The 22767-nt window shown below is 53.4% G+C and carries 17 protein-coding genes; 8 read left to right on the top strand and 9 right to left on the bottom strand.

Annotated features, from left to right (window positions below; all coding sequences use genetic code 11):
* The first annotated feature begins 297 nt into the window (after positions 1-297).
* Positions 298-2322 (top strand): enoyl-CoA hydratase/isomerase family protein, encoded by a 2025-nt coding sequence (locus HY913_24355; GenBank protein MBI4966435.1) that lies wholly within the window; start codon positions 298-300, stop codon positions 2320-2322.
* Between the two features lie 234 nt (positions 2323-2556).
* Here HY913_24355 and HY913_24350 read toward each other — a convergent pair whose 3' ends face one another.
* The 4 genes from HY913_24350 to HY913_24335 all read right to left on the bottom strand — a co-directional run bounded on the left by HY913_24350 (position 2557) and on the right by HY913_24335 (position 9612).
* Complete coding sequence (locus HY913_24350) at positions 2557-3570, bottom strand: hypothetical protein (GenBank protein ID MBI4966434.1); 1014 nt, start codon at positions 3568-3570, stop codon at positions 2557-2559.
* A gap of 451 nt (positions 3571-4021) precedes the next feature.
* The gene (locus HY913_24345; protein MBI4966433.1) at positions 4022-5023 is read right to left on the bottom strand and encodes a hypothetical protein; all 1002 of its coding nucleotides are present in this window, start codon (positions 5021-5023) and stop codon (positions 4022-4024) included.
* 219 nt (positions 5024-5242) lie between these two features.
* Complete coding sequence (locus HY913_24340; protein ID MBI4966432.1) at positions 5243-7342, bottom strand: tetratricopeptide repeat protein; 2100 nt, start codon at positions 7340-7342, stop codon at positions 5243-5245.
* A 161-nt stretch (positions 7343-7503) separates the two neighbouring features.
* Complete coding sequence (locus HY913_24335; protein ID MBI4966431.1) at positions 7504-9612, bottom strand: tetratricopeptide repeat protein; 2109 nt, start codon at positions 9610-9612, stop codon at positions 7504-7506.
* A gap of 535 nt (positions 9613-10147) precedes the next feature.
* On the opposite strand from HY913_24335, the gene HY913_24330 reads away from it, so the two are divergent.
* The 5 genes from HY913_24330 to HY913_24310 all read left to right on the top strand — a co-directional run bounded on the left by HY913_24330 (position 10148) and on the right by HY913_24310 (position 16820).
* Positions 10148-11236 carry a radical SAM protein gene (locus HY913_24330; protein MBI4966430.1) on the top strand — a complete coding sequence of 363 codons (1089 nt, stop codon included), beginning with the start codon at positions 10148-10150 and terminating at the stop codon, positions 11234-11236.
* 419 nt (positions 11237-11655) lie between these two features.
* Positions 11656-12231: an ankyrin repeat domain-containing protein gene (locus tag HY913_24325; protein ID MBI4966429.1), complete on the top strand. Its 576-nt coding sequence runs from the start codon at positions 11656-11658 to the stop codon at positions 12229-12231.
* A gap of 147 nt (positions 12232-12378) precedes the next feature.
* The gene (locus HY913_24320) at positions 12379-13053 is read left to right on the top strand and encodes an ankyrin repeat domain-containing protein (protein MBI4966428.1); all 675 of its coding nucleotides are present in this window, start codon (positions 12379-12381) and stop codon (positions 13051-13053) included.
* 97 nt (positions 13054-13150) lie between these two features.
* A complete protein-coding gene (locus tag HY913_24315; protein MBI4966427.1) occupies positions 13151-14224 on the top strand; it encodes a PQQ-binding-like beta-propeller repeat protein in 1074 nt (357 codons plus the stop codon).
* 328 nt (positions 14225-14552) lie between these two features.
* Positions 14553-16820 carry a PAS domain S-box protein gene (locus HY913_24310; protein ID MBI4966426.1) on the top strand — a complete coding sequence of 756 codons (2268 nt, stop codon included), beginning with the start codon at positions 14553-14555 and terminating at the stop codon, positions 16818-16820.
* Between the two features lie 102 nt (positions 16821-16922).
* Here the strand turns inward: HY913_24310 and hfq are convergent, their stop codons facing one another.
* The 5 genes from hfq to HY913_24285 form a co-directional block, all read right to left on the bottom strand.
* Positions 16923-17156 (bottom strand): RNA chaperone Hfq, encoded by a 234-nt coding sequence (gene hfq / locus HY913_24305; GenBank protein ID MBI4966425.1) that lies wholly within the window; start codon positions 17154-17156, stop codon positions 16923-16925.
* 93 nt (positions 17157-17249) lie between these two features.
* Entirely contained in the window at positions 17250-18161 is a 912-nt protein-coding gene (gene miaA, locus HY913_24300) for a tRNA (adenosine(37)-N6)-dimethylallyltransferase MiaA (GenBank protein ID MBI4966424.1), read from the bottom strand.
* Positions 18162-18185: 24 nt separating this feature from the next.
* Positions 18186-19865 (bottom strand): glycosyltransferase family 39 protein, encoded by a 1680-nt coding sequence (locus HY913_24295; protein MBI4966423.1) that lies wholly within the window; start codon positions 19863-19865, stop codon positions 18186-18188.
* 262 nt (positions 19866-20127) lie between these two features.
* The gene (locus HY913_24290) at positions 20128-20718 is read right to left on the bottom strand and encodes a hypothetical protein (GenBank protein ID MBI4966422.1); all 591 of its coding nucleotides are present in this window, start codon (positions 20716-20718) and stop codon (positions 20128-20130) included.
* A 128-nt stretch (positions 20719-20846) separates the two neighbouring features.
* Positions 20847-21041 (bottom strand): ferredoxin, encoded by a 195-nt coding sequence (locus tag HY913_24285; protein MBI4966421.1) that lies wholly within the window; start codon positions 21039-21041, stop codon positions 20847-20849.
* Between the two features lie 680 nt (positions 21042-21721).
* On the opposite strand from HY913_24285, the gene HY913_24280 reads away from it, so the two are divergent.
* Positions 21722-21994 (top strand): HU family DNA-binding protein, encoded by a 273-nt coding sequence (locus tag HY913_24280; protein ID MBI4966420.1) that lies wholly within the window; start codon positions 21722-21724, stop codon positions 21992-21994.
* A gap of 454 nt (positions 21995-22448) precedes the next feature.
* Positions 22449-22748: a YggT family protein gene (locus HY913_24275; protein ID MBI4966419.1), complete on the top strand. Its 300-nt coding sequence runs from the start codon at positions 22449-22451 to the stop codon at positions 22746-22748.
* Positions 22749-22767: the final 19 nt, after the last annotated feature.

Below are 22767 nucleotides of genomic sequence, written 5' to 3'. Positions count from 1 at the left end.
ATCCTCACCAGTAGTTGGTATTCCAACATTCTCAACCGCATAACCATCTTGCCGCCGCAGGATATAATTATGCTACCCAGTGAACAATTCGCCTTTACAACCAGCCGACGAGAATGGTAGTTTTCAACATAGTTGCGGTCAGAGACTCAAGAAGATTCGGTCCCGAATCCGTCCTGTCCGGGAGGCAACCGACCGAGGGCAGGTCCCTCGGCAACCGGTCCTAACTAACATGAATTGACCAAGGCAGCATTGCACAAGTCTCTTTTCAGTCGATGATTCCCCTGAAGGAGGATGAAAATGGCATTTTCGTTCCGCGGTCGTAATATCAGCAAGATAGGTGTTGTCGGCTCCGGGCAGATAGGACCCGATATAGCCTTGCACTTCGTCAAAGTCCTGCACGCTTACGATGCCCAGGTAGTGGTGGTCGACGTTGCGGAGGCGGCTCTGGAGAAAGGAAAAGCCAAACTCTTCAAGAAAGTGGACAAAGGCGGCGAGACAGGAGCGTTCAAGCCCCATGAAGTAGAGGGAATGAAGAGTCACGTCAGCTTTACTTCCGATTACGGCCAACTCAAGGGAGCCGATATTGTTGTGGAAGCCGCAACCGAAGATCTTCCTTTGAAACGTAGAATTTTTAAGCAATTGGAGGGTCTTGTTAACGCCGATGCGATCCTCGCGAGTAATTCTTCTCACCTTGAACCCGAACGCATTTTCGAAGAAGTCGAACACAAAGGCAGGGCCGTGTGCGCTCACTACTTCTTTCCCGCGGAACGCAACCCTGCCATGGAAATCATCCCTGGCAAAGATACAAAGTCCGATGTCACAGAATTTATGATGCGTTTCTATGAGTATATCGGGAAGATTCCCGTCAAAGTGGGCTCCAGATACGGCTACGCTGTGGACCCGATTTTCGAAGGGTTGTTCCTCGCGGGCATGCAGTGTCTGGACGAGGGCCTTGGCGACACCAAGCAGATAGATACTGTGGCCTGCAAGATTCTGGGCCTTGCGGTGGGTCCGTTCACGGCCCAGAATCTTACCGGAGGGAATCCAATCTGTGTTCATGGGCTTGCCGGAATGCACGATGCCATCAACGCCTGGTTTCGGGTACCCGAGCGGCTTAAGGAGATGGTAAAGGCCAACGCCAACTGGGAGGTTCCAGGCCGCGGCGAGGTTGTCGAAGTGCCGCCGGATAAGGAAAAGGCCATCAGTGAAGAGCTGCAAGGGGCTTATTTCGCCATGGTGTCCGAAATGATCGATGCCGGCATCATAACCACGAGCGATTTCGACCTCTTGATCAACGTCGCGCTGGACATGAAACCTCCTTTCGCATTCATGAACTCCCTTGGCGTGGACAAAGCCCTGCAACTGGTCGAAGCCTATTCAAAAAAGTACCCTGATATGCCGATCGCCCGTAGCCTGAAGGAACAGGCCGCTTCCGGGAGGCCCTGGGAAGTCCTCGACGTGCTGTTCGAGAAAAAAGGGGACGTGGGCGTTATCACCATCCGGAGGCCCAAGGCCTTGAACGCCCTCAACACCAAGGTCTTCAAAGAGTTGGAGGCCTGCTGTGAAATTATAAAGAACGATCCGGCCATCAAGGCTGCGGTCATTACAGGCTTCGGAAACAAGGCTTTTGTGGCAGGCGCGGACATCAAGCAAATGGCCGGGCTTACCAATCCCGCTGGAGGTGAGGCCTTTGCCCGCGAAGGTCAAATTGCGTCCCACAGGCTGGAACTCCTCGGCAAACCCATTGTTGCGGCTATCAACGGCATTGCATTGGGTGGCGGTTGCGAGATTGCCATGTGTTGCACTGCCCGTGTAGCCCCCAAGGGGCTCAAGGTGCTGATAGGCCAGCCGGAAGTCAACCTGGGGCTAATTCCCGGCATGGGAGGAACTCAGAGGCTGCCTCGATTAGTCGGTTTTGAAAAGGCTGCAGCAATGATCCGCACCGCAAATCCGATCTCGACCGCACAGGCGCTAGAATACGGCCTGATTAACGAGGAGGTTCAGGGAGACGTTCTGGAGCGTGCCATTGAGCTGGCGCGAGAACTCGCGGCGGGAAAGACCAAAGTCAAACTGATCGAAATGGGCCCTCTTTCCAACGTGCCCGACAAGCTGCCGGACATCGACATCGGCCACCTGTCCAGAGCAATGGACAAACTTGCCGTTCAGGCTATGCTCGAAGGCGGAAAAATGACACTGGAGGACGGCCTCAAGCACGAGGCAAAATTGTTCGGCCAGTGCTGGACCACCGAAGACAACCGCATTGGATTACAGAACTTCATCGAAAAAGGCGCTCGCTCTAAAGCGCCGTTCGTGCACCGGTAAAGATTAGACCACAGCGAGTCTTTTCCCGGGGAGGGTCTTTCACGAGGATTCTCCCCGGAATCTTTTCGCTATTCGCCCCAAACCGGCTTTGACCATACTAAAGCAGGGGACAAGAGCACCCAAAAAAGCCCCCAAGATCGTAAAGACGAACTTGGGGGCTTTTTGAATTATTCTTACTGCGTGGTGGCTTCTATGCAGCCGGCGCGTAATCTAAATGTTCTGCAAAATCCGCCGTTAGTACGGAGTGACGAAGTTCAAGGAAAAACTTCCGCCGAACGTCAGGGTATTCCGGTCAAAAGAGCCAACATTATCGATGCTGCCAATTGCCGGCAAAACTTCTGTATGAAGTGATGTGCGACCGTGAAGCAAGTTCCAGCGGAAAAAGCCGCCAATATTGGCGTTGCCGAAAATGTTCCGTTCGGCCTGAGCAAAAAGCTCAAAAAAATAGCTGTCTTTCAAATTTCCTTTCGACGTGATTGAGGCGCCCCCCCCTGTTAAAAGCCAGTTCACGTCGGCCGGCACGTAGGGGAAACCGAGCAGCCGGATGTTAATGCTGCCGGTCGGTCCGCCTAGAAAGTATTGGACGCCCACGTACGGCTGGTAGCTGTTGACCGTAAAATCCGCCCCAGCATCGGGGTCTGATGTGGTCGCAGTTCCGCCATTGAAATCTATTGTGATCTGCTCAAAGGCCTTCGGATCCCTGAAACGCGTTGAAAAATGCTCGTATCGAAACCCTGCCAACACTGCAAAGGTCTTGGAACAACCACAGTACCCCATCGCATCCACGTACCACCAGTCATTCCTGGTATCCCACGTTCCCGAGCCTAGACTTGTCGTTGTTGAGATAGGTATGCCAGAAGTGTCAAAAACTACCGTGGTTAAGGGCTCCGCTCCGCCGCTCCGGCGATTCGTCGGCACGAGGATCCACCCGTCAACGGCCACGCCACAGCTTTCGCTGACGTTGATCTTTTCTTCCAGACCCAACCACAGGCCTGCCGCCGGCCATCTGGCGCTGCCAAGGTTGCTGCCGTCAAACCTAAAAGTGGTATTCTTGTAGGATTCCATCCAACCGATGTAGAAGGTGGGTGGGGCTAGAAAAGGCGTTGTGGAATAACCATACGCGCCCGCACCGCTTGCCGGAAATTGAGGCGCCCCAGGCAGACCGTAGCCCAATAACCCCTGCGCATGCACAGAAGCGGCACCTGTTAGTATCAATAACGCAATGAATAGGAACAAGCCCTTTTTCATGACCATTCCTCCAAAGAAAACCTCAACAAATCTGCGCCCGAAGCGGCAGATTCGTAAGGCAAGAAACCTAATCTCAATCTTTTAACTTGGCGTAATATTATAAAAGAATCCTCGCAACGTCAATGTTTTTCTCCATGTAAGGTTCATGGCTTAGAAAAAGCAAGATCGTGTCGGCCTAACTGTGGGGAACCTCTGTTCCCGCCGTTCCCGCATTTGGAGCACAGTACGGGCCACAAGGCAGCCAAAACGTGACCCTCGCATCAGCCTCTCAGGATGGTCGAACTCCGACCCACGAGATGCAAAAAAACCCCCAAGATCCCAAAGGAACCTGGGGGCTTTTGTAGGGATATGCAACGTTTCGTTGCGCTTACGGCAGCCAACAACCGTAGCTAACGTGATCTCGACCGGTGGTGCACCGGCAATTTTCCGTCAAAATCGCGGGACCGTGCCGCTAGTACGGGGTTACGAAATTCAATGAAAAGCTTCCGCCAAACGTTAGAGTATTTCGGTCAAGGGTAGCTCTATCTTCGTTATTGAAAAGCCCCCCCGGCACCAATTCGCTGTTCAGTCTTGCGCGGCCGTGAAGCAGGTTCCAGCGGAAAAACGCGCCTATATTAGCGTCGCCAAATATGTTCCGCTCGGCTTGAGCAAAAATCTCAAAGAAATAGCTGTCCTTGAAATTTCCATTGGACTCGACTCTGGTGGTCCCACCCGTCGCGGTTTGATAGAATTTCACGTCAGCAGGCACATAAGGGAAGCCCATCATCCGGACGTTAATACTTCCACCGGACCCGCCCCCTAATCTGTACTGAACCCCGACCAAGGGCTGATAGCTGTTGACAGTGAGGTCAGCCCTATCGTCACCGGTTATCGCGACGAAAACAGGGTCCTGGGGATCGTTGAGCTGCACTGAAAAATGCTCGTACCGAAAGCCGGCCAGCACCATAAAGGTCTTGGAGCAACCGCAGGCGCCCAGGGCGTCTATGTACCACCAATCAGGCCTGGCGTTCCAGCTTCTTCCGCCTTGAATTGACGCGAATTGGCCGCCGATAGTTCCGATGGCGAAAGTGTTAACTTCCTGCTCTGTGCCCCTACGATTTGAGGGCACTAGTACCCAACCGTCGAGAATGATTTCACAGTTTTCACCCACGTTGATCTTTTCTTCCAGCCCCAGCCACAGACCTGACAGGGGATAGCGGTGTTTTATACCAAGGAGGGTGCCAAAGTCCGTGTCGTCATACCCAAAGGTGGCATGTTTGTAGGATTCCATCCACCCGACGTAGAAAGTGGGGGGGGTAAAGAAAGGCCGTGCGTAAGGACCATACGCGCCCGGACCGCCTCCCCCGAACATGGGGACTCCCGGCAAACCGTAACCCAATAGGCCTTGAGCATGCACAGAAGCGGCGCCGGTGATTATTAATAAGGCGGCAAAAAGAATCAAACCCTTTTTCATGACCATACCTCCAGACAAAAAACGAAACAAACCTGCGCCAGGAGCGTCAGATTCGCAATCCAACAATGAAATTTCGAACCTTTTGACTTGATCCGATAATATTAAAGAATTCTCGCAAGGTCAATGTTTTTTTTCACGTGAGGATCTGCCGTTGCAAGCAACAATCACGTGATCAAAACCAATTGAAAGACCCTGAGAGCCAATCTGATTCATCTCATTTTACCGGGACGTCCCTGTCATGCGCCGAATTCTTTCAAGATTCTTCCTGGCCGACATGTCATCGGGGTTAATTCTTACAGCTTCTTGGAAGTGAACGGCCGCCTGTTGGAAGTTTCCGGATTTGGCAAGGAGGGCCCCCAGGTTGTTGTGGACTCTCCAGTTTCCCGGATTCAGGGCCAGAGCTTCGCGGAAGTGGGCCGTCGCGGAAGTGACGTTGCCGGATTTTGCCAGCAGCAAACCCAGGCTGTTATGTGCCTGCCAGTATTGCCGTTTCAGTTGCAGGGCCTGCCTGAACTGGTGTTCCGCATCTCGGTCCATCCCCATATTTACGTAAGTCTCGCCGAGGTGGTACCGGGCCTCCCCGGAGCCTGGCGCGACCTTAATGGCCTGGCGGAAGTATGATATCGCCTCGGTATCTTTGCCCTGCCGAACCAGAATCCTACCGAGCCCTGTCAAGCACCGCGGATCAGATGGCGCAAGTGCCGCGGCCCGCTGCATATGTAACCAAGCCTCCGGCAGGTTGTCCTGCGCCAAATAGAATTCTGCCAGTACGGTCCGGAAGGCCACCGCATCGGGATCAAGCTCAACAGCTTTCTTCAAGTAAGATTCACCCTTTTTCAGGTCCCCCAGAGTCCTATACGCTTCGCCAAGTTGCCCGTAAGCCATGGAGTTGTTCGGATCAACTTCCAAGGTTCTCTGGATTATGGCAATCGCTTCGCTGCTTCTGTTTTCCGCGTGAAGCGCGGCGCTCAGGCTAATCAAAGCATGAAGCGTGATTTTTTTCTCCACCTTGTCTTTATAGGGCGGCAAGGCTTCCACGATGTCCGTCCAAAAGGCGACGGGATCTCTCCACAATTGCGCCTTTGATACTGTAAGCGCGCTCATTATAACTATCGCGGCCGCAAGGCCTGCGGCAAGCGGTCCCAGATGCCATTTCCTCGAAGAAACAGAGCCGGTCTTCGCCAAAACGAAGAGAAGTCCATCGGCCAAAACCAGCAGGAGCCCGAACATCGGCAATGTCGCCCGGTAAGCGAAAAACAGGTATTGGGGGACCAGAAAGGCTTCCGGCATTAGGTTCAGCAGAAAAAAGAGCAATCCGAATCCTGTTAACGGACGCTTCCGGAGAAGGTATATCCCTATTGAAAGGATGGCCAGAGTCCCGACCACCGCTGCCGCTATTACGGGAGATTCAAACGGCGAGTCATAAATGACTTGAGCAGCGGTTAACGGCACGTTGGAGGCGGCAGGAATCAGGAGCATGAACAGATAGGAGAACAGGACCCGGCACTGGGAAATAACGACCTGAGAGACCGCCAGACCGGCCTCCCCGTAATACTTTGCAACTGTGGTCAGAATCCCGGAGGATTCTCCCAACCCATGCGGACGCTCCAGAAGCGACAGGGCCGCCACCACAACGATAGCGATCGCTGCAATTACACCCGAGCGTTTAAGCAGGCTTTTCCGACCCTCCCGGAAGAACGCAGTTTCAGCGAGTATCAGCACAACAGGGAGCGTGGCAGCGTTCTCTTTGCTTGAGAGGGCCAGAATGAACAGCATCGCACACGCGGCGTAACCCCACACGGCGCGCTTAATTAAGCCTGTCCGAGCGCCCAAATAAGCGGTGAAAGCTGAAAAAAAGAAGAGGCATGCCAGAAGCCCCATCCTCTGCCAGATGTACGCAACGAAATACGTTTGCACAGGGTGCACCAGAAAGACGAACCCGAGGACCAGGGCCACAGCTTGCTTCTCGCGTGAATCAACTGCGTTCGCAGACCCTGAAGCCACAAAGATGAGCATGATTGTCAGAGCGGCCATGAACGCGGTGAGGGCGAGGAGCACAGCGTTGACCACCCGAAAATAATATGGATTCATGCCCCATATCAGGTAGTTAACATAGAAGCTGATCATGGCCGCGGGGCGTTGAGGAAAAATCTGGATGACCTTTAACAAATCCCCCGAAGCGTAAATGTGCTCCTTGGTCTGCAACTGGATGAGACTGTCGTAGTACATGGGCGCGCTGAAGGAACTGTAGTGAAGCGCCAGAGCCGCGATAATAAACAGCAGAAGCGCAACAAACCATAAGCGCCAATTAAGCCCCATTGCGCGATGCTCCTTGTTCATGTGAATATTTCAGTCATGCTGAAAAACTACCCGCACTGACAGCGGCTCAGTGCAGCAACCCCAGGAACCGGGGGGCGGATTCGGCGACAGAATAAACCTTGAGAGCGAGGCAATTGACGACCAACCCGACTGGGGTTCCCCTACCGTAGAGTTCCGATCAACCGACGAACTCTTTCAAGATTCTTCCTTGCCGAAATGTCATCCGGATTTATTCTTACAGCCTCTTGAAAGTGGACAGCGGCTTGTTCAAGGTTTCCTGATTTGGCCAGGAGGGCTCCGAGATTGTTGTGGACGCCCCAATCGTCAGGTTTCAGGGCCAGAGCCTCACGAAAGTGCGTCGTGGCTTCCCTCGTGTTCCCGGTTTTTGTTAGGACGAGTCCCAGACTGTTGTGGGCTCTCCAGTTGCTGGGCTTCAAGTCCACGGACCTCCTGAGGTGCTTGACTGCCTCTCCGTCCCGTCCCAAGTTTGCGAGCGCTTCCCCAAGGTTGTACTGCGCCTCGTGAAACCCGGGCGCGATCTCAATCGCCTTTCGAAAAAACGCAACAGCCTCGGATGCATTCCCCTGGCGAAGCAAGACCGTGCCCATACCATTAAAGCCTTTCGGATCGTACGGTGCGAGATCTGCCACTTTCTGCATATGAGGCCATGCTTCCGAAACCTTGTCCTGAGTCAAATAAAGTTCGGCTAAACCAAATCGGGCAGCCGCCGAACTCGGATCTGTCTCTACGGCCCTTTTTAGTGCTGACTCCGCTTCGGACATTTCGCCCAACTGACTGTGAGCAACCCCGAGGGCGAGATGCGTCCGCGCATAGAGGGGATCGATTCCCGCTGCCCTCCGAAGGATCGAGATAGCTTCAGAGACCTTTGCCTGGCGTTGCAGGGAAGTGCCCAGATTGCCCAGTGCATCAACAATGACCCGTTTTTCAAGCTTCTCGTGATTAAGGGGGAGCCCGTCCACTATCTCCGTCCAGAAGGCCACCGGGTCCTGCCACAGTCTTGCCTTTGAGATGGTCACAGCGCTGATCGCCAGGATCACCAGCGCGGCCAAGGAAGCCGCGACGGGTGCGCTCAAATACCATTTCCGCGAGGCAAGAGATCTGGCGCGTGCCAGGATTACAAGAACAACGTCTCCCAAAACCAACAACAGGCCGAACATAGGCAGATTCGCTCGATGGGCAAAGAAAAGGTACTGCGGGACAGAAATCGCTTCCGGGATCAGGTTCACGAGAAAGAAAAGCAAACCAAATCCACTAAGCGGCCTTTTCTTGATCAAGAGAATGCTCGCGGCGAAAATCGCGCATACCCCGAGAACCGAAACCGCAATCTCCAGCGATTCCAAGGGCGAGGAGAATATGACGTGGGCAGTGGTAAACCTCACATTAGAGGACACGGGGGCTATAATCATCTCCAGGTAAGAGAATAAGACCCTGCACTGCGAGAGTACAACCTGAGAGAGGCTTAAATTGCTATAGGCATAATGTTTGCCAATAGTGGCCAGGATCCCTGGTGATCCCGCTATCTCACCGTGCGGACGCACAAGAAATGATAGTATAACGAGCAGCGGAATCAGCAGTACGATGAATACTCCGATGCGCCTGAGCAGATTCTTCCACCCATTCCGGAAAAACGCGATTTCCGCGAGTGTCAAGACCACGGGGAGCGTGGCCGCCTTCTCCTTGCTCATCAGCGCCAGGCAAAAGAGGACCAAACAGAAGATGTAACCCGCAACGGTGTGCGGAAATCGACCCGTACGGGTGGCCAAGTACATCCCCAATGAGGAGATGTAGAAAAAACAACATAGAAGCCCGACTCTTTGCCAGATGTACGCAACAAAATAGGTCTGAATAGGATGCGCTAGAAACACAAGCCCGAGAAAAATACCGACAGCCTGCCTTTGTCTCCAACTCGCTGAGTTCGCGGGCACGGCAATATCAATCATGAGAATGAAGACTCCGGCCGCAACCAGAGCGGTAAGCGCCAGAATCACCGCATTGATGATCCTAAAATAGAACGGATTCATCCCCCATATCATGTAGTTGAGATAGAAACTCAGAAACGGGACAGGCCGCTGAGGGTAAAGTTGGATAACCTTGAGCAGGCCCGAAGCATAGATATGCTCCTTCGATTCCAGCTCTCCAACACTGTCGTAGTACATGGGCGCGGTAAAGGAGTTCCAATGCAGGGCCAATGCCACAAGAATAAACATGGGCAGGACAACAAGCAGTAAGCTCCAATTGTTCCTGGTCATCGAAGTCTCCGTCGAAGCCGATGGCGTGTGCGGGAAGATTATCATTCGCCCACGCAAGCTTTCTTCCAGCGAAGCCCATTAAGGCCTGCATGCCTTGCAGGTATTAAAAGCGAGACAGAGGTCCGCGTCAAGGGCACCGTTATCAAGTGTCCGTATGCAAGAAAATGAAATAAGTTCCAATCTCTTCCGCAAGACCCTATTCCTGCGTGCTACACCTGGTGTGGCCGATCCACACGGGCTGAGCATTTGGCCCGATAAGAGGATTCCGGGAGTGTGCAACCCAATCAGGCCCCTCAACCTGGGGAGTGGCGCGCAGTCTCACGATGAGATATAATCAAGCCTTAGCCGGACAGGCCGTTTGCCCGCGGGACTCGGCCCCTGCCAGGCATGAACGCGGCTGTCCAGCCGACTTGATGGACTTGCGGTGGAGTCCGCAGGCAAGGTTCCCTGCGACTATGGAATGTCATCTGTCGACGCAGACAGGTCGCTCCCATTACGATGAGAGATGTGAAATGGAGAAACGTGAGAGCCCTGCATGAAACTGTTTAACACTGCGGCAGGGATTCTGGGTGCCAGGTTTTTTGGACGCCCTTTTTATGTACGATTGCACGTTACGTACAGATGCAATTACGACTGCCGAATGTGCGGAATCCACAGGCGTGGAGGAGATTCTACAGAACTTGACCTACAGTCCATCACTGAAGTTGGTCGGCGGCTGGCGAAACTTGGTGCTCGCCACGTGGTGATCACTGGCGGGGAACCTTTCCTCCGAAAGGATCTTCCCGATGTCGTCGCCGTGTTTGCAAATCAGGGCTTTTCAGTTCGAGTTCAGACGAACGGAGGGCCTCAAGTGACCCCCGAACTCATGGCCGCATGCTCACGTGCCGGGCTCAGGGACTTGAGTGTATCGATTGACACGCTGGATGAGGCGGTCCAGGACTCCATCTCCGGGACGCGGAATGCCGTAGCTAATTCATTGCGTACCCTTAAGTTGGCCAGAAAACTATTGTCAAGGGGTTTGACGCAAGCCAATGTGGTGGCATCGCGCTACAACTTTGAAGAGCTGCCGGAGCTTGTAGGCTTTTTCCGGAAGATGGGCGTATATACCTACGTAACTCCTGTAATGATAGCCCGGAACCCGGGCGAGAGAAGCAATGATTACCAATTCCGGGGGGAAGACAGGAGCTTCACTCTTCAGGGACTCGACGAAAGTGTCCGGGACCGTGTAGTCATGCAGCTCATGGCAATGCGCCGAGCCGGAATGGGCCTGACGAATTCGACCCGTTTTCTTCAGGATTGGCTTCACAACTTGGCCAACGAAGATAGTGCGTGGCGGTGCCAGGCAGGGCGATTAAGCTTGGATGTTCGCCCCGACGGAGGGGTGTGTTTTTGCAAAGAAAAGGAACCCATAGCCAACATCCTCGACCATGACTTTCTGTCTTTCTATCGGAGCCGGGAATTTGGCCGTCGAGCCGAAGAGACGGCAAATGCTTGCGAAGGCTGCTTTTACGGAGAGTACAGAGAGCCGTATTATGCCGTTCGAGAGCTATCGGCTTTCGGCGAGTGGCTTCGAAATTGGTGCCTCACCTTCCGACACGGTATGCGCTTTTCGCGCCCTTCCTGACTCATTAGACAACAGCGCTCCGCTCTCAAGTTATCTGTACCCACTACTCAAATGCTTTCCCCCTCATTTCCGAACTCCGGGCCTTGGACCCGATCTCAATGACATCAAGAGTCTGAACGGGAATTTGCCTGACTCCAGCTCCATGCTTCTCCGGAGCTAACAGCTTTACATCATGTAAAGATTCCGGACAGGCGATCTGTTTGAGCCTGGAGCGGAGATTCGAACATGTGCCACAAACTCCGGTCCGAACAAGTGTTACAGGCTTCGTGCCTACCGCGCCCTCTTGGCACACCTATTGCGTAATCAAATTACAGAATCGCTTGACCGTTTGGTGGCCGGGCGGATTGGAGAGCGTGGCGGCGGACTGCTTCCCCGGCTTCTACGGGCAAGACTGAACGGTTATTCAGGAGTTTTAAGTCATGAACGAAAAAGTCTTGACCGCGGCGACTTCGGGCGACCTGGCCGAAATCCGGCGCCTTTTTTCTCTGGGCGCTGACCCCAATGCAAAAGATGATTTTGGCTGGAGTGCTTTAATGTGGGCGGCCTCTATGGGCTTCTCGGACGTAGTCGGAATGCTGCTGGCAGCCGGGGCGGACAGGGACGCGCGGGACCAGTACGGCGCCACCGCTCTGATGAAAGCCTGCCGCAGAGGCTTTTACGACGTAGCTCAACGCCTGGTAGAGGCGGGAGCGCAAGTGAATGCGGGCGATGAATTCGGCTGGACCGCTCTTATGAGGGCATCGCGGAGGGGATACGTCGATGTGGTGAGGCTCTTGCTGGATTCGGGGGCCCGGCTGGAAGAGGCGGACCAATACGGTGCGACCGCGCTGATCATGGCCGCGGCCGAGGGCCATACCGACGTGGTCAAATTGCTCCTGGAACGCGGCGCGGACGTCCACGCCCGTGACAGGAATAGCTGGACCGCTCTTATGTGGGCAATCTCGATGCGCCACAAGGACGTTGTAGACCTTCTGAAAAAACACGAGAAAGCGTGAGGTGATTTCGGACGGCGGCTTGGGAGGATTCCTCCCCTTCTATTGAGGTCGGTCGCAACCCATTGCTGACCGGACAGGATGGAGCCCATCCGCTTCTATTGTCCCGGACGGTGCGGGAATTCTTGATCGGGGCAAGGAGACAAGCTCATGGATGAAAAGCTTTGGAGTGCAGCCAGTTCGGGGGATTTGGCCAAAGTGAAGGCCCTGTTGGCCAAAGGCGCCAATCCAACCATCAAAGACCAGTACGGTTACACGCCCCTGATTCTGGCCTGCTCTGAAGGTCGAACGGAAATGGTCGCAGAGTTGCTGGCAGCGGGAGCGGATCCAAATGCTACGACCCAGTCGAACTGGACCGCCTTGCTGTGGGCTTCGTCGATGGGATATCCGGAAATCGCGAAAATGCTGGTGGAAAGAGGAGCGGACCTTGAGGCAAAGGACCAGTACGGCGCAACCTCATTGATGAAGGCTTGCCGAAGAGGTCACTTGGAAGTGGCGGTCGCGCTTCTGGAAAAAGGTGCGGATGTCCATGCTCGGGACGAATACGGATGGACGCCGTTGATGCGGGCCTGCCGCCGAGGCGCTCTGGAACTCGCTGCAGCGTTGCTGGAAAAAGGCGCGGATGTAGAGGCCAAAGACCAGTACGGGGCAACGGCCCTGATTATTGCAGTATCCGAGTGCCGGACGGACGTTGTCAGACTTCTCGTGGAGAAGGGCGCGGATGTCACAGCTAAGGACAGGAACGGATGGACTGCTTTAATGTGGGCCTCATCCATGGGCCATAGCCAAATCGTGGGCCTTTTGCGGGATCACGGGGCAAAGTAGGCACGGGATTAATTGTCTTCCCTGACGCCCGGACCGCCGGAGGAAATACCAGTTTGCAGGAATAGGGTTTTCCCGTTTAACCTGAGGAGAGTGATCAATGCGCCGACTCACTGAAGCAGAGAGGCGGCATATCATCGGGCTTATCGAGCGCGAGGAAGAATTGCCGCCGTACTATAGGGACCTATTGTTTCCGCCGGTAATCGAAAGGCACAAATGGGTGTTCAAGACCTCCGCGGCGGTTGCGTCGTCTCCATGTCTGGATCGCGGCATTCTCTATTGCGGTAGCAGAGACGGGAATCTGTACGCGATCGACGCCGGCTCGGGCGCTGAAAAGTGGAGATTCCAAACCGCCGGGAGAGTGGACTGCTCCCCTGTGGTGATCGGTGAGTTGGTGTGTGTAGGCAGCAATGATGGGTACCTGTACGGGATAGACACCCAATCCGGGCAATCTCAATGGAGGTTCAGGGCCGGTGATTGGATCATGGGCTCGCCGGTCTTTTGGAACGGGAATGTCTACGCAGCATGCAACGACGGAAATCTTTACGGGGTCGATCTTCTTACAGGCCAAGCGGTCTGGAAATACTCCGCACGAAACTGGATGATCTCCGCTCCTGTAGTGCATGAGGGCGTGATCTTTTTCGGCAGCGGCGATTCCCGACTTCACGCGGTGGACATCGACGCGCGAAAGGAAAGGTGGACCCTCAAGACCGGCGGAGATGTCTCGTCTCCGGTTGTGGCCGGCGCGGCCATTTATTGTGGGAGTAGGGACGGGAATTTGTACGCCGCGGCAATTGATAAGGGCACTGAACGATGGCGATTCGAGACCGGGGACTGGTGGCAGTCTCATCCTATTGTGTCGCGGCCCGTGGTGGCGGATGACACCGTGTATTTCGGCAGCAACGATCATTACTTGTATGCAGTCGATACAGCCAGTGGAGAAGAAAAGTGGAAGTTCAAGGCCAGAGGTTGGATCATGTGCGCGCCGGCAGTAGATCGCGGAACCATCTATTTCGGAGGTGGCGGCGGAGCTTTTTACGGGCTGGATCAGGAAACCGGAAAAGAAAGATGGCGCATCCAGACGAGGAATTGGATCGTCTCCTGCCCGTCCGTACACGGAGGGGTTGTCTACTTCGGATGCGGAGATGGAAATCTGTACGCCCTGGAGGCGTAGAACGAGTGAGCGATCATACAAGCGGCATAAAGGCTAGCCGACTCAGAGTAGCCATTTCTCAAATTCACGCTGTCACCTACCTTTTTGAAAAAGCGCGAGATTCGAGAAGGTTTGTCCCGTGTTCCGAATGACTCAGCGACACCCACGCGTGACCAAGCGCTCTCTTGGATTCCGAGAATCCGCCTAATTCGACGGGAGATTTCCCGCGTCGCCTATCTCTACGACCACGAGGCCGGCACATCGAGTTTTTTGTACCCATGAAAAACACTGCTATAATGTATCTTGGCTGACGTGCAATTTCCCGCGATGGCTCTTGGATAGAGGCTCCATGATAGGCCAGAGTCCTGCAAAACGTCTTCAGAATTCACTCGTCCTATCCTCGGTTGTGGGCATTTTCACCGTTGGCGTCATAGTCGCGGTGGCCTCAATAGTCCCTTTGTACGAGTACCTGAAGAAGGAAGAGGAAAGAAATCTTGTCCTTGCCATGAACGCCAAGACCATGGCTGTGGAGGAGTATCTGGCCAGGGCCAAGGACGTGGCATCCCAAATAGCAAGCCGTACCGTAGCCCGGCAAATACTCGAGCAATATAACCAGGGCCGGATAAGTCGGGCAAAGCTCGCTGAGATTACGGGGGAGATCCTGCTGGATGCGGTCCATTATTCAGAAGAAGTCTGGGGCATTACGAGACTGGACAAAAAGGGGGAAACGGTCGTTCAAGTTGGGTTGGAGCTTCCGGAAGCGGCCTGGCCTGTCCCGGAAGTGACATCAAAGCACACCGGCTTCTATGGACCGTTCCCCATGGGAAATCGCTCCTTTTTGGTAATCCGGGCTCCCATCATGGATAGACAATCGGTCCTGGTAGGAACCGATTTGATCCTGTTCAGGCTCTTTCATTTGCAGCGAATCATCGAAGACTATACCGGCCTCGGGAAAACGGGAGAAACAGTCCTGGGAGTGATTAACGACGGGCGCATAGATCTGGTCTTTCCTCTTCGGGGAAGTAAGGACGAAGTCCCTGGAAGCATTCCAAAAGAATCGACCCTGGGACAGGCCCTTCAAAAGGCTGCCATGAAGCAGAGCGGCTTTCTTCGTCATGAAACTTCGGCCGACGACAAAGACGTAGTCGCGTTCGGCCCGGTGCGAAACTCGGATTGGTGCATCGCCGTAAAGATGGACCAGGACGAGCTTTACGCGCCGGTAAAACAGCAAATTTTCTCCACAAGCAGCATCATAGTCGTGTTGATCCTGCTTGGTACGCTGGGAATGGTGCTCCTGGTCAGACCTCTTGCAGGAAAGATGATTGTGCGAACAGATGAATTGGAAAGGCAGGTTAAGGAAAAGACTGCATCGCTGAAACAAGAGCTGAGTGAACGCAAGAAAATGGTGCGGTGGCTGAAAGATTCTGAGCGTCGTTATCGCACACTCCTTGAAGAAGTCCCCGACGTCATATTCCTGCTGGACAAAGAAGGGCACTTCACTTACGTCAACACGCAAGTTGAGAAGTTCATCCACTATCCAGTCGAAAAGATCTTGGAGACTCCCCTCCAAGACCACGTTGTCCCTGAAGACCGAGCATTGGTGGAAACCATGTTCACGATGAGCCCTGACGCAATCTGGGACGAGGAAGTGGGCATGATAGATGCCTCCGGAGCGGAGAAGTTTGCGCGCATCCGATCCAAAGCGATCCTTTCGGAGGAGACCGGGCCAATCCGTTATGAAGGCGTCATGAGGGACATTACACGCCGGAAAAGCTTGGAGGAGGAGGTCAAAGCCTCGCGGGAACAGCTGATTGAAAAGATTAAAATTATTGATGACTTGTACGAACATATAGTTCAAACGGGCAAATCAAAAGCCATCGCTGACCATACAGCGGAAGTGGCCCATGAACTCCGGCAGCCACTTGCCATTATAGGCGGATTCGCCCGGCGTTTAGCGAGGCAATTTGATTCCTGCGAGATAACGGACACCGGTGGGCAAAGAGAGTCCTGCCGCATTATCATTGACGAGATAAAAAGGCTGGAGAAGATACTCGACACCCTCATCGACTTCACTCGTCATGAACGCATACATCTTAAGCGAGTAGACCCCAACGACATAATCGAGAACGTGCTGCGCGTGAATCAAGGCAGAATTGGCGAGAAGAATCTACGCGTCGAGGTCAATCTGGAAAAGCATGTAGGCGACGTGTCCCTGGACCCTGAACGGTTCGAGCAGGTGGTCCGGAACCTGGTGTCCAACGCGATTGAGGCTTCCCCTAACGGCGAAGTCATTACGGTTTCAACGGGCTTTTTCATTCCAAGTGAGAAGGCCAGCGAGACCGGGGGGCTCGAATCGGAAAGCTACTTCGAGATGAAAATTGGGAATCAGGGTCGCGAGATTCCGCCTGACGAGCTGCAAAAGATCTTTAGCCCCTTCTACACTACAAAGAATTACGGCACCGGAATCGGTCTCACACTTGCAAAGAAGATCGTCGAGGAGCACGATGGTTCCATCTCCGTGAAATCGGACGAAGAAGGAACCATGTTCACACTCTGGCTTCCGCTACACCATGAGAGGTTTTCCGCACTCGTCGGCGTCGTACCGTCAGGTTCCTGAGGACCCTTGCCGCGCAAGAATAATTCAATTCTGCCCATGCGCGATCACAGACGTAGCTTCAAGAATCAAGTCTTCGGAGCTTCCACGAACGCAACCGGCGTATTACACGAGGCCTGGGATCTTCACCCCTGTCTCTGCGGGCTTAATCTGGGTCAGGGCATGCTTGTAGATCAACCTGATGTCGTCCGCGTCTTCCAGGATGATACAGAAGCTGTCGAAACTACGGACGTACCCCTTGATGGAATCGCCCGATATGAGAAGGGCTTCAACTTTAATTCGGGCTTTTCGCACCTGATTCAGAAATTGATCTTGAATGTTGAAATGAGTCTTTGGCATTTTCCGCACCCCCGTGCACTAATCCCCCGAGCGCGCTTGCGCCTCCACATTCAAAGGCTTGCGCGTTCATGGGAAAAAATCTCGCACCGCTGATCAGCGCTCGAGAAAATTAGTAACCATCAATCCGATCCCTGCGATTTCTTCAGGATCACACCACAAAACCCCGGGTTCGGAACGAAACCATGTTAACTGTCTTTTGGCGTAGTGTCGGGTATCTCTTTTCATGAGCCGGATTGCTTCCTGGGTTTCAATCTGTCCGGACAATATCATGCCGATGTGCCTATATCCCAGACTTTGCATGGAATTGAGATTTGGGGAATACCCGCGCTCGTACAAAGAGACTACTTCCTCCAATAATCCACCTTCTATCATACTGTCAACTCGCTTATCAATACGTTCGTACAAAAGTGACTTTTCCAACGACAAACATATAAAAATGTGCCCGTAAGGCCGATCCCGGAAGCCGTGTTCTTCCTGAACCTGCGACATGGTTTTTCCCGTCACTTCGAAGACCTCAAGGGCTCGAATGATTCTGGGGATATTATCAGGCGGCGTACTGCGCGCCGTTGCAGGGTCGACTTGCTCCAGCCTTGCAAATAAGGTTCCTTTCGAGTCTGCTTCCGCTTCCAGCATCCGGCTTCTCAGTGCAGGTTGGGCGGGAGGTAAGTCGGCCATGCCTCCCAACAGGGATCTAATATAGAGCCCGGTTCCCCCAACCACAAAGGGAACGCGTCCCTTTTGCAGGATTTTCCCAATGGTTGCTCGAGCCTCCCTCACGTAATCTCCCGCGGAGAACTCTTCATCAGGGTCACGAATGTCTATCATATGATGAGCGATTCGCTCTCGTTCTTCCGCTGTGGGTTTTGCCGAGCCGATATCGAGGTATCTGTAGACCTGAACGGAATCGGCTGAAACAATCTCGCCGGAGAATCTTTCGGCCAACCTGATTCCGACTGCTGTCTTACCCGAGGCAGTCGGGCCGGCGACAACTACTATTTTGGGAATATTTCCAGCCACAAGGCAACGCTCTCAATGTCCACCGGCGCTGGCGGGTTCGTCAGGCTTGAGAACATATACGGCAGCCTGCCCTCCTATAATGCGCGGGAAGGGAAATGTTCGGACCACACTGTAGTCAGGCAGAGGGCCCATCGCCAATAGGTAGTCCTCTTGTTCGACCCACCACCAGCTCAGACCCTGTTTAGGCATAAAATCAGGCCGATAGCACCGGTATCCATTGAATTCGAAGCCTCCATCAACATGGCACGGGTTCACATGCAGATCTGCGACCAGGTAATTTTGTGCCTGATGGAGGGACCGTTTCATGGACATGAAGTCATGAGTTCCAATCACCGCGAACAGACCCATGAGCACCAATGGGACGGCAGCCGGGATCCAGGTCAACCGTCGAACGGGCAAGGCCTTGTCGCTTGGCTTGTCGGCCACAAACCAGACAATGAGCCACATGCAGACCGGGATCAGGTACCGATCGTGAAACCCGGACAAGATTATCACCCCCAGGTATAACAGGGCCGCCAGCAGGCAAAAAGTGGAGAGAAAGCCCCTGGGCTCTTGGCGATAGCCCTCCTCTTCCGTGAACAGATGCCTCAGGGATTCGCAAATCCCGCACCCCAACACCGCGGCAAAAAGAGCAGCCCAATAAACCAACAAATAAAACAAAGCCTTGGGAAGACCGATGGTCCGCTGGATTTCCATTATGTACGTATCTTTGAGCAGTATGGGGCCGATACCGAAATCAAATATAACATTGCGCAAGAACCCGACCGGTGGGTCAATCAGACCCGCGAGCAGAGCCGACTCGAAAAGTAGGCAAGCGGCTGTAAGTGCCGCAGCGAAATACGCGAATGGCTTCCACTTGAGATAAGAAGGCAATCTGAGCGCCAATACGGGCGAAATAAGAAAACCGACATAGGCAAAAGCAATTGCGCAGTTGGCAGCGAGAAACGCTAGATACCCGAAGAACCCCTTTGCCTGAGGGTGACGCAAAACATTGTACAGCACCTGGTGTTGGGTTAACGGGGTGCCACCTGTCCAAGAAAGGAAATACTCGTATGCTAACCAGGGCGCCAGAACGATCGACACAATTAGGACCAGCATCCACACGGTGCTCAGTGGCCTGACTCCAGGATGCAGTGCCCATGCTCCGAGGAGAGCCGCGGGCACAACCAATCCGAGCTGTCTTGTGAGAATTGAGCACAAGGCCAATACTAAACCCACGACCAAGAAGGGAATGCCTCCCCTTCGTACCGCCACGTAAACGAACAATACTGAAAACAGGGTCACAGCGGCGAACGTAACATCGCTCATGTAGGTGAAGCACTGAGACAGAACCAGTGGGTTTAGGAGGAACGTGAGGGTTCCCCAGAGCGCAAAGCACTCACTGCCTGCGCACCGCCGCAGCAACATCAACATCCCTATCGAGCCAAGGACACCCATTACCAGAACCGATATTCTAAGTGTGGTGGCCGACCATCCGCCGAAAAGCGTGAACAGCCTTCCCCACAAAAGATGGAATATCAGGGACGGTCCACCCGGCGCCCAGTTGGGTCCCCACCCTGTGGACTCGATTTTTCCTTGAGAAGCGAGTCTTTCCAGTGCCCTTTGAAAACTCCAGTCATCATTGACCTGGAATTCTCCGATGGGATTGACAACAACTACGATTACTCCCCAGAGAAAGAGCAAAAAAAACAAAGGAAGCCAAAATCCACGTGAAGAATCAAATGATGGCAAAGATCCCGCGGGACGCTTGTCTTTCGGATTCCGGGTTAGTTGAGTCAACATGTTCATGAAGCCAGGATTTCTTCACAGGAAGGCGAACCGAAGATCAGCAGCTCTCGGTTCTCAAAAAGGAAGGAACAAACACGTACACAATAAACCCTCAGGTTATTTCCACGTCTGTCTCAAGGACTTGGCCCAATCCGGCCGAATACGCGCACACGCATCAATTGACCCATTACGGCAAATGGAGGTCCGGGTCATCGATACCAAGAGTTTCCGAAATGGTCCGAGGGGACGTGCGTTTGCCTAAGGTTCGTACCACTTCGATTTCGATTTCAGCCATTTTTCTGTAATACGAGGTTCGATCAATTTTCAAATCCGGGTACTGTTTTATTACTTCTTGCTCATAGCGCGCGCATCCGCCACTTTCCATCGTGGTGCCGTCCGGCCGGCCGATGAAGTGCCGTATGCCGGCAAGGCGACAAATCATTGGACGAAATTCGTAAAGAGAGCAAATTCCTTCGAAGTTCAGCACGCAAACGCCGTTCCGGTAAACGGCGCCGCAGGGGTCATCCTCTTTGGCCTTGATCATGGCCAAACATCGGCCAAGGATCTCCAGTTGCCTGGAAGTGTCCAGGGCGTTGAAACCCCGTCTCAAGTAGAGCATTTCTGCAAAGGTGTGCAAAGTCAGATCGACGGTGCAACATTTCACACCATCGCAACCTTCACATGAAAAGCCCATTTCCTCCGCGGCTTCACCATAGGCTGAATCGATGAGCCTGTAGAGCCCAGTGAGACGGGGTATCAGTTCATCCCCGGTGAGCATGTGTTACACTCCCAAACGTCGCTGCACATCATCCGGGACAGCGCTTCCACGGACTTCTCTTTTCAAGAGACCTGGGAAGTAACCCTTTCAGATACAAGCAAGCGACGGGCAAGAAAGGGTAACCTCGTTCAGTCCTGCCAACTGATCGCCTCTTCAGGACAAGTGTCTATGGCTTCCTGCATGACATCCTCGGCGCATGCGGTTTGACTAACCACCGAGGCCTTTTCAGTCTCTTCATTGAGTACGAAGCAATCTTCCGCTATTGCTGCACATGTACCGCATCCGCTGCAAGCTTCTTCATCTATCACGACCGTCTTTGCCATTGTTTCTCCTTTCCCTATGTTCCGCTGTTTTGAGAAAACTAAAAGTCTTTATCATGTGAGCTTTACATCTTCCTGTTTTTCCAGTCAACCCCATTTTGGAATCTCTTTCAACCATTCACTCACATGGAAAAACCTCTTGGGAGAACCCAGCCCCGCGTTCGGCTAGCCGTAGTTGCGCCTAAGTTGTGTTCTGCAGCTTATACCGTTTGCCGCAAATTTTGACCTTTTGCACCGCAGCGCCCCAAAAGAACCGGTAGGGACCGGCGTCCCTGCCGGTCCGAACTAGTTCATTTTTATCAGCAAAATGTGCCGGCACGGAGGCCGGCACCTACCAAATTTAAAGAGACCCTTTCGTAATCGGACAGTATTTTTGACAAGCGTTAGAAAGGCCCGAAAGGACCTCCGCTTCCTAGCCGACACGCGCGTGCAGCGAGCTGCCGGCTCCTTCACCTGCGGTCGGTTCGAACTTGGCGACCTGGTTTCAGTTGCAGGGTACTGGGCACAACCGATTGATAAGAAAAGGGATGTTCGGGACGGCCGGATTTGACAGTGCCTTCGCGCCTCAAAATCCGGCCTCACCAGTGCGAATTTCCTTGACTACCCTGTTTTTGGGTGTCAATAGAGTTCTTATGGGCTCTGGAAAAATCACCTGAATCCACAGGCGTCATCGAGGAGGGAACATGACAAAGGCCGAATTTGTTGACAAGTTGGCCAAGAAGGGGGAAACCACCAAGAAGCACGCTGCTGAAGCTATTGACTTAGTTTTCGGAGCGATAAAGGAGCTGTTGACCAAGGAACAGCAGATCTCGATTCCAGGGTTCGGAAAGTTCTCCGTGGTCAAGAGGGCTGCCCGCACAGGCATCAATCCTCAGACCAAGAAGAAGATCAAAATCAAGGCCACGAAAGCTCCGAAGTTTTCGGCAGCAAAGGCCTTGAAGGAATCGGTTAAGTAAGTCTAGATCCGGTTCAAATTGTTCGGAACGATAGGGGGGCGAAGCATCGGTTTTCTTGTTCCCCTGTAGGTGGTCTGTAGCCGGATCGACTCACTGAACCCAATTGTAGTTTCCTGGACGTCTGATGTCCCGGCTGGGGCTTGAGGTAGTGGTTTAACCTCAGGTTCGGGATACTTTTTTGTTCAGGTTTCAGCGCTATCGTCCCTGTGCCTCGCGGTACGGCTGGCATCTTTTTGTAATGATGCGGACCGGACGTTGAGGATTGCGGTCTCGGGGCAAGTCCCAGTGATGTCGCCCAGTGCTCTAGCTGGGTCCAGCACCCGCCGTTTAGTCCCTCGGGGAAACTCCTCTGACAGGCCTTGACACGGTTTTGCGAACTTGATAGTTTCAATCTGCACGGGAGGCCGGTCACACCGGCTTTGCTTTCCGGAAGATCATAGTAACAGGAACGTGTATGTTTGTGGTGGCGAATTTGATAGACGCCGTAGCGGGCGTAATTGATATAGTGCTTACTATTTATATGTGGATCATTATTATAGCTGCCTTAATCTCCTGGGTAAATCCCGATCCGTATAATCCCATTGTTCGTTTTCTCTATAGTGTGACCGAGCCTGTTTTTGGGATCGTGCGGCGCCATCTCCCTTTGCCTGCCATGGGGATTGACTTCTCTCCCATCATAGTCTTGTTGGTAATTGTGTTCTTGCAGCAGTTTCTCGTGAAGACCTTGCACCAGATCGCCGTAAACCTTCAATAGGCAACTACTGATTTGAGTA

This window comes from Desulfomonile tiedjei, from assembly GCA_016212925.1.
In the GTDB taxonomy this organism is placed as follows: Bacteria; Desulfobacterota; Desulfomonilia; order Desulfomonilales; family Desulfomonilaceae; genus JACRDF01.
The sequence above is the reverse complement of the archived record's forward strand: the minus strand, read 5'-3'. Positions and strand labels throughout refer to the sequence as shown.

Coding starts and splice junctions, on each gene's coding strand:
- HY913_24355 (MBI4966435.1), top strand. CDS start 298: ATGGCATTTTCGTTCCGCGGTCGTAATATCAGCAAGATAGGTGTTGTC.
- HY913_24350 (MBI4966434.1), bottom strand. CDS start 3,570: ATGAAAAAGGGCTTGTTCCTATTCATTGCGTTATTGATACTAACAGGT.
- HY913_24345 (MBI4966433.1), bottom strand. CDS start 5,023: ATGAAAAAGGGTTTGATTCTTTTTGCCGCCTTATTAATAATCACCGGC.
- HY913_24340 (MBI4966432.1), bottom strand. CDS start 7,342: ATGGGGCTTAATTGGCGCTTATGGTTTGTTGCGCTTCTGCTGTTTATT.
- HY913_24335 (MBI4966431.1), bottom strand. CDS start 9,612: ATGACCAGGAACAATTGGAGCTTACTGCTTGTTGTCCTGCCCATGTTT.
- HY913_24330 (MBI4966430.1), top strand. CDS start 10,148: ATGAAACTGTTTAACACTGCGGCAGGGATTCTGGGTGCCAGGTTTTTT.
- HY913_24325 (MBI4966429.1), top strand. CDS start 11,656: ATGAACGAAAAAGTCTTGACCGCGGCGACTTCGGGCGACCTGGCCGAA.
- HY913_24320 (MBI4966428.1), top strand. CDS start 12,379: ATGGATGAAAAGCTTTGGAGTGCAGCCAGTTCGGGGGATTTGGCCAAA.
- HY913_24315 (MBI4966427.1), top strand. CDS start 13,151: ATGCGCCGACTCACTGAAGCAGAGAGGCGGCATATCATCGGGCTTATC.
- HY913_24310 (MBI4966426.1), top strand. CDS start 14,553: ATGATAGGCCAGAGTCCTGCAAAACGTCTTCAGAATTCACTCGTCCTA.
- hfq (MBI4966425.1), bottom strand. CDS start 17,156: ATGCCAAAGACTCATTTCAACATTCAAGATCAATTTCTGAATCAGGTG.
- HY913_24290 (MBI4966422.1), bottom strand. CDS start 20,718: ATGCTCACCGGGGATGAACTGATACCCCGTCTCACTGGGCTCTACAGG.
- HY913_24285 (MBI4966421.1), bottom strand. CDS start 21,041: ATGGCAAAGACGGTCGTGATAGATGAAGAAGCTTGCAGCGGATGCGGT.
- HY913_24280 (MBI4966420.1), top strand. CDS start 21,722: ATGACAAAGGCCGAATTTGTTGACAAGTTGGCCAAGAAGGGGGAAACC.
- HY913_24275 (MBI4966419.1), top strand. CDS start 22,449: ATGTTTGTGGTGGCGAATTTGATAGACGCCGTAGCGGGCGTAATTGAT.